Genomic DNA, 5,717 nt, shown 5'->3' with positions numbered 1-5,717 from the left:
GAAACCATACAGAAGCGGGTAACGGACGCTTACTATTCCCGCAGCCAGCGAGGCTTCAAGATGGGTGGGAAAGCCCCTTACGGCTTTCATACAGAGCCGATTAAGATGGACGGTATCAACACAAAAAAGCTGGTGGTAAATCCAGACGAAGCGGCAAATATCCGGCTGATGTTTGAGATGTACGCCCAGCCCACTACCTCCTACGGGGACATTACCCGGTACTTTGCCGAACAGGGCATTTTGTTCCATGGCAAAGAGCTGATACGCCCCACGCTGGCGCAGATGTTACGCAATCCTGTCTATGTGCAGGCAGACCTTGATGTGTACGAATTTTTCAAAAGTCAAGGGACGGTCATTGTCAATGACGCTGCCGATTTTACTGGCATGAACGGCTGCTATCTGTATCAAGGGCGGGATGTGAAGCCCAGCAAAAAGAACGACTTGAAAGACCAAATGCTGGTGCTGGCTCCCCATGAGGGCATTGTCCCCTCCGACATCTGGCTGACCTGCCGCAAGAAGCTGATGAACAACATGAAAATCCAGTCTGCCCGAAAAGCTACCCATACATGGCTGGCGGGAAAAATCAAATGCGGGAATTGCGGATATGCGCTTATGAGTATCTTCAATCCCTCCGGCAAGCAATACCTTCGCTGTACGAAACGGCTGGATAACAAGAGTTGTCCGGGGTGCGGGAAAATCATTACTTCGGAACTGGAAGCGGTTGTTTATCAGCAGATGGTAAAGAAACTGGCAAGCTACAAGACGCTGACAGGCAGAAAGAAAGCGGCAAAGGCAAACCCGAAAATTGCAGCACTGCAAGTGGATCTTGCCCATGTGGACAGCGAGATTGAAAAGCTGGTGGACAGTCTAACGGGCGCAAACAATGTCCTGCTCTCCTATGTGAATGTGAAGATAGCGGAACTGGACGGACGCAAGCAGGAACTTCTGGCGAGGATAGCGGAACTAACGGTGGAAGCCATTAGCCCGGAACAGGTCAGCCAGATTTCCGGCTATCTCGACACTTGGGACAATGTATCCTTTGACGACAAGCGGCGGGTGGTGGATTTGATGATTACCACCATAGCCGCCACAAGCGACAGCTTGAATATCACATGGAAAATCTGACGGGTGGAACCCCTCCCGTCAGATACCTACTCTGTGTAGTCCCTTGTAAACTGTACTTTGCTATAATAAAGACAACAAAGAGCTTTTTGTAATATCCTCAAAGGAGATTAAGATATGCCTATGAACATAGTCATCCAAGAGCAGCGCAAGCTACTTGGATTAACACAGGAACAGGTTGCTGATTATCTCGGTGTTTCTACTCCCGCTGTCAGCAAATGGGAGAAAGGTATCACAAGCCCTGATATTGGCCTTCTTCCTCCATTAGCCAGACTTTTGAAAATTGATTTGAATACATTGTTTTGTTTTAGTGAGGATCTGTCTGAACAGGAAATTGGATTTTTCTGCAACGAGCTCGCCAAACAAGCAAGGAATGATATTCTTTCTGCATTTGATGCTGCTGAAGCAAAGATACACGAATACCCACACAACGAACTGCTTCTTCTCAACATCACGATTATTTTGGATTCCATACTTTTGCAGACAGCCGATGATACTTTACCCATCGATAGCCTTGATACAAAGATTTCAGACTGGTATTTACATCTGGCTGAGAGCAATGATGAAAAGATACGAAATAGTGCTAACTATATGAGAGTTAACCGCTATATTCGTAAGGGCAAAACAGATGCTGCACAAGAGGTTCTTGATACAATTCAAGATAAAACTGACCTGATTAGCACATTGCCGGATAAACTTATGCTTCAGGTATCTATTTATATGCAACAACAAAAAGCAGAATTGGCTGCATTAGAACTGGAAAAGGCATTATTCAAAGAAATTACCAGAGTTCAGATGCTCCTAACGAAATTGATAGATGCTGAATTAGCTTCCGGAAACACAGAATCTGCTTGTAAAATTGCCGAAAAATCAAGTTCCATGGTAGATGTATTTGATATGTGGGAATACAACCGATATATTGCTTCTTATCAGATTTTGGAACAAAAGCAAAATGCAGATGCAACGCTTCATTTACTGGAACAAATGCTTGAAGCGCTCACTACACATTGGTCATTAACTGATTCCGTTCTGTATCACAGGATGGCACCCGAAACCAAAGCTATACAATCCCATGAGTTGATACCAGTTCTTCTCAATGGATTAGAAACTGATCCACAATGTGCATACCTTCGAGAACATCCAAAATTTAGGGAGATTATAGACAAATACAAAAACAAATGAGGGATACGGCTGCTACTACCTTTCGGAAGTAACAGCCGTGTTTTCAATTATCGCTCGTATTCTTTCTTCTTTTGCTTCTTTGGTTGTGGGGTTTCTTGTTTCGGCATTTTCAGCTGTTCGCTGATAGAACGCTTTTTCTTCTGAATTGGCTGTTCTTTCAATTCGGCATCAATCTGCCTGTTGGCTTCATCGAAAGTAGCAGAACTGTATTTATTCTTGTATTTTTCATACAATTTTCGTACTAAACCAACTCTGCCATCAGGACGGAGTTTTTCACGTTCCTGCATAACTGCATCCATATTTTCGGGTGCGATACCATCTCGGATTTCAAGAAACTCTGTCTTATCAGCTTCTTTCTGTTCAGACAGGGCAGCACGCTGCTGTTCCAAGGTTTCCAGAGCGTTCTCCATCTTTTTTAGATTCTGCTTTCTGGCAGCAATGCCGTTATCCTGACAATTAAGCTGAGAAAGCAATCCAGCCTTTTGGAATTTCAATTCTTCAATATCTTCGGTCAGAGCTGCAATCTGTTCACCCAGCTTACTTGCACGAATGAAATGAATCCCACAGTTTTTCTGTTCTGCAATCAGCTCTTTTTTCTCAGCGGTCTTGGCTTTGAATTCTGCCTTAACATTTTTGTATTCAGCCAGTATATCAGCCAAAAGGTTTTTCTGGGAAGTGACAGCTTCCTGCTGAGAAGTATTCACGATCAACTGATACTGAAGAAAAATCATGTTGTCACGCAGAGTTTCCAATGCAGAAGCGAGGGCAGGAATATTTTCTTTGACTGCTTTCATCAGCTTCTGCACCTGTTTTTTCAGTTCACGCAGGAGTTTGTTATCTGCCCTGATCTGGCGGTTCAGTTCGCAGCGGTCAGAAACAATTCCCATGGATTCCAGTTTTCTTGCGTGGTATCCTTCGTGTACGGTTGGCTGTTCAGTTAGTCCTCTGGCGGCATGACTGCGACAGTCTACACGGTCAGCAATACCATGGCGTTCCTGTTCTTCATTGACAATCATTTCCCAGCTCTTGCGCCATGCAAATATCTGTTCTTCGCTGTTCCAAAGTGCTGTAAGTGGGTTTTGTCTCCCATAGCGGGTGCTTTTAGGGGTCTTTGACGTCCTGATACATCCCTCAATTTTCTCAGCTTCAGATGGGGTTAAATACTGCCTTTTCTCCCCGAACTGATACATATATTGTTTCTCCCACCCCTGTGTTTTGGCGGTCTTGAACTCATCAGCAGTAAAACCACGTTCTTCGCCGCCACGCTTGCAAAGGTATTCTTTCTGAGTCTTTGTCTGCCACTTGCCGTGTTCATCTAAGGGACGCATGGTGAAAAGAATATGGCTGTGAGGATTATGCCCCGGAGGGTACGGATCATGGATGTTCACATCCGCACACATTCCAAGGTCAATGCCTTGCTCACGAACAAAACGCTTCAGCATACTTTTCCAGTCATCCAAAGACAGTTCTGATGGCAAAGCAACCACAAGCTCTCTCGCCAGTCGGCTGTCCTTTGTCTTTTCTACGGACTCGACAGCTTCCCAGAGTAGCTGTCTGTCCTTCCATTCTTCTGGTGCATACTGCGGAAGAAAGACTTCGCTATACAGACACCCGTGCTTTCTGGTGTAGTCATGGGTAAGTCCGTCATAATCATTGTAGAGTCGGGAACAGGATGCATAAGCGGCAGCTGCTATCACAGAACGGCCTGCGCCACGACTCACAACTTTTGCTTCTAACTGGAAATAGTTCACTATTTTCCTCCTTCCTGTGCCGCAGCACAATTTTTGTTTCTTTTTTGAAAAAGAAAATAGGTGCGGTGAATGCTGCGCCTATCTCTGCGATAAAACTGCCGCACCCGAAGGGCGTACCTTGTGTAGTGGCAGATTTTCGCAGGCAGTTAGCGCAAGGTAGGGTACAATTTGTACCCCTGATTACAAACGCAGTATCGTTTGTACTTGCGGAAACTGCGTGGACAATGACAGCAAGTGTGGCATTGTACATAAGGCTCCAACGGAGCCGCAAAGCCTCGCAGAGCGCACGACCCCGAAGGGGATACCACCGCCCATTTTATGGGTGGTGAGTAAGTGCGCCCTTCGGGATAGCAGCGAAGCTGCCAAGGCTTATGCCTTCAATCGTCTTTTCAGCTCCATCTTCACATCATCAAGCTCCATAGTCTGAACTTCCGGGAACACGCTTTCCAATACGGCTCCCATCTGGATCAATCGTCTGGTTCTTGCCTTTCGCTCTTTCTGGCGGTTGCGTGCTTCAATCGCTTCCATTCTGTGCTGTGCCTGCAATAATTTCTTTTCATCTTCAGTCATAGGTCTGTTATTTGCCATAAAATCTCCTGGTATCGGTGTGGTACTGTAATCCGGTGTAGATGGTGCAGATACAATTCGTTTTGCAAGTTATAAGTTATCTGTGTACTGACAGGCGAATTGTTCCGCACCATCGGCTGTGAATTTAAGTACCGGAATTTAATATTTTTCGTGCTTCCTGCATATTGGCGGCTGCGTTCAACTCTCGGATATTCTGATTGTTGATTTTCAAAGGAACACAACGCTCCAATACTCGGTCATAAATTCTGGCTCTTGCCAGATCTTTCGGATGTTTCAACTCATCCAAAGTTAGATTGGTGGTTACAATCAGTGGTTTCTTGCTTCGGTATCGACTGTCAATCACATTGAATACCTGTTCCAAAGCAAATTCCGAACTTCGCTCAATTCCCAGATCATCAATAATCAGCAGACTGTATTTATTAAAACTGTCAATGAACTGGTTTCTGTCATCGGAATATATTCCGGTCAGCGTATTCAGGATTCTGGAAAAATTGGTCATCAGAATCGGAATACCTTTGTCCAACAGGGCATTTGCAATGCAGCCAGCGAAAAAGGATTTACCGGTTCCCACATCTCCCCAGAGAAGCAGTCCCAACGAGTTCGCTTTCATTTCTTCCCAATGGGACACATACTCATGGGCTTTCTGCATTTCCGGATTGTAGCCTTTATCATTGGAAAAGTTGTAATCATGCAGGGATTTGTCCTGCAATCCGTTTGTCCTCAAGCGTGACACCTGAATGAGAAATTCCTGATGCTTGCGTTCGGCTTCTTCTTTGTCGTATATTTCCTGCTGACAGCGGCATCGAACCGTAGGAAGGAATACTCGTTCCTTCAATTCAATTCGGTGCTGTCTGGGAGTGTGGCATTTGGAACAATACATCAGTCCGTCAGCTTCGTTCAAATATTCATCCTCTGCAAGCTCTCTCGGCTGAAATAATTCATCCACGGCGTTATTGATTGGTCTCATAGGCTTTCATCCTCCTTACATTCATAGGTTCGTTTGACAGGAGCAGGATGGTCACGCAATGCCCAGCTTTGAAGTGCTATACTAACGTTGTAACAGTAGTGGCTAAT

Annotated in this window: 5 protein-coding genes; 2 read left to right on the top strand and 3 right to left on the bottom strand. The window is 45.2% G+C overall.

The window, feature by feature from the left end; genetic code table 11:
- Both DW826_RS17310 and DW826_RS17300 read left to right on the top strand, forming a co-directional pair.
- On the top strand, window positions 1-1,125 hold a 1,125-nt coding region (locus DW826_RS17310), incomplete at its 5' end, for a recombinase family protein (protein WP_117553307.1).
- A gap of 114 nt (window positions 1,126-1,239) precedes the next feature.
- Entirely contained in the window at window positions 1,240-2,304 is a 1,065-nt protein-coding gene (locus DW826_RS17300; RefSeq protein WP_066545392.1) for a helix-turn-helix transcriptional regulator, read from the top strand.
- Window positions 2,305-2,351: 47 nt separating this feature from the next.
- Here the strand turns inward: DW826_RS17300 and mobQ are convergent, their stop codons facing one another.
- From mobQ to DW826_RS17285, 3 genes are all read right to left on the bottom strand, one after another.
- Window positions 2,352-4,055, bottom strand: a complete 1,704-nt coding sequence (mobQ, locus tag DW826_RS17295; RefSeq protein ID WP_117553306.1) for a MobQ family relaxase — start codon at window positions 4,053-4,055, stop codon at window positions 2,352-2,354.
- Between the two features lie 369 nt (window positions 4,056-4,424).
- Entirely contained in the window at window positions 4,425-4,643 is a 219-nt protein-coding gene (locus DW826_RS17290) for a DUF3847 domain-containing protein (protein ID WP_066545400.1), read from the bottom strand.
- Window positions 4,644-4,767: 124 nt separating this feature from the next.
- Window positions 4,768-5,610, bottom strand: coding sequence for an ATP-binding protein (locus tag DW826_RS17285; RefSeq protein ID WP_066545403.1), 843 nt, complete (start codon window positions 5,608-5,610; stop codon window positions 4,768-4,770).
- Window positions 5,611-5,717 lie beyond the last annotated feature (107 nt).

This window comes from Clostridium sp. AM34-11AC (assembly GCF_003435375.1).
Lineage (GTDB): Bacteria > Bacillota > Clostridia > Lachnospirales > Lachnospiraceae > Pilosibacter > Pilosibacter fragilis.
The sequence above is the reverse complement of the archived record's forward strand: the minus strand, read 5'-3'. Positions and strand labels throughout refer to the sequence as shown.

Excerpts from the sequence above, each read along its gene's own strand:
- DW826_RS17300 (WP_066545392.1), top strand. The coding sequence starts at position 1,240 with ATGCCTATGAACATAGTCATCCAAGAGCAGCGCAAGCTACTTGGATTA.
- DW826_RS17290 (WP_066545400.1), bottom strand. The coding sequence starts at position 4,643 with ATGGCAAATAACAGACCTATGACTGAAGATGAAAAGAAATTATTGCAG.
- DW826_RS17285 (WP_066545403.1), bottom strand. The coding sequence starts at position 5,610 with ATGAGACCAATCAATAACGCCGTGGATGAATTATTTCAGCCGAGAGAG.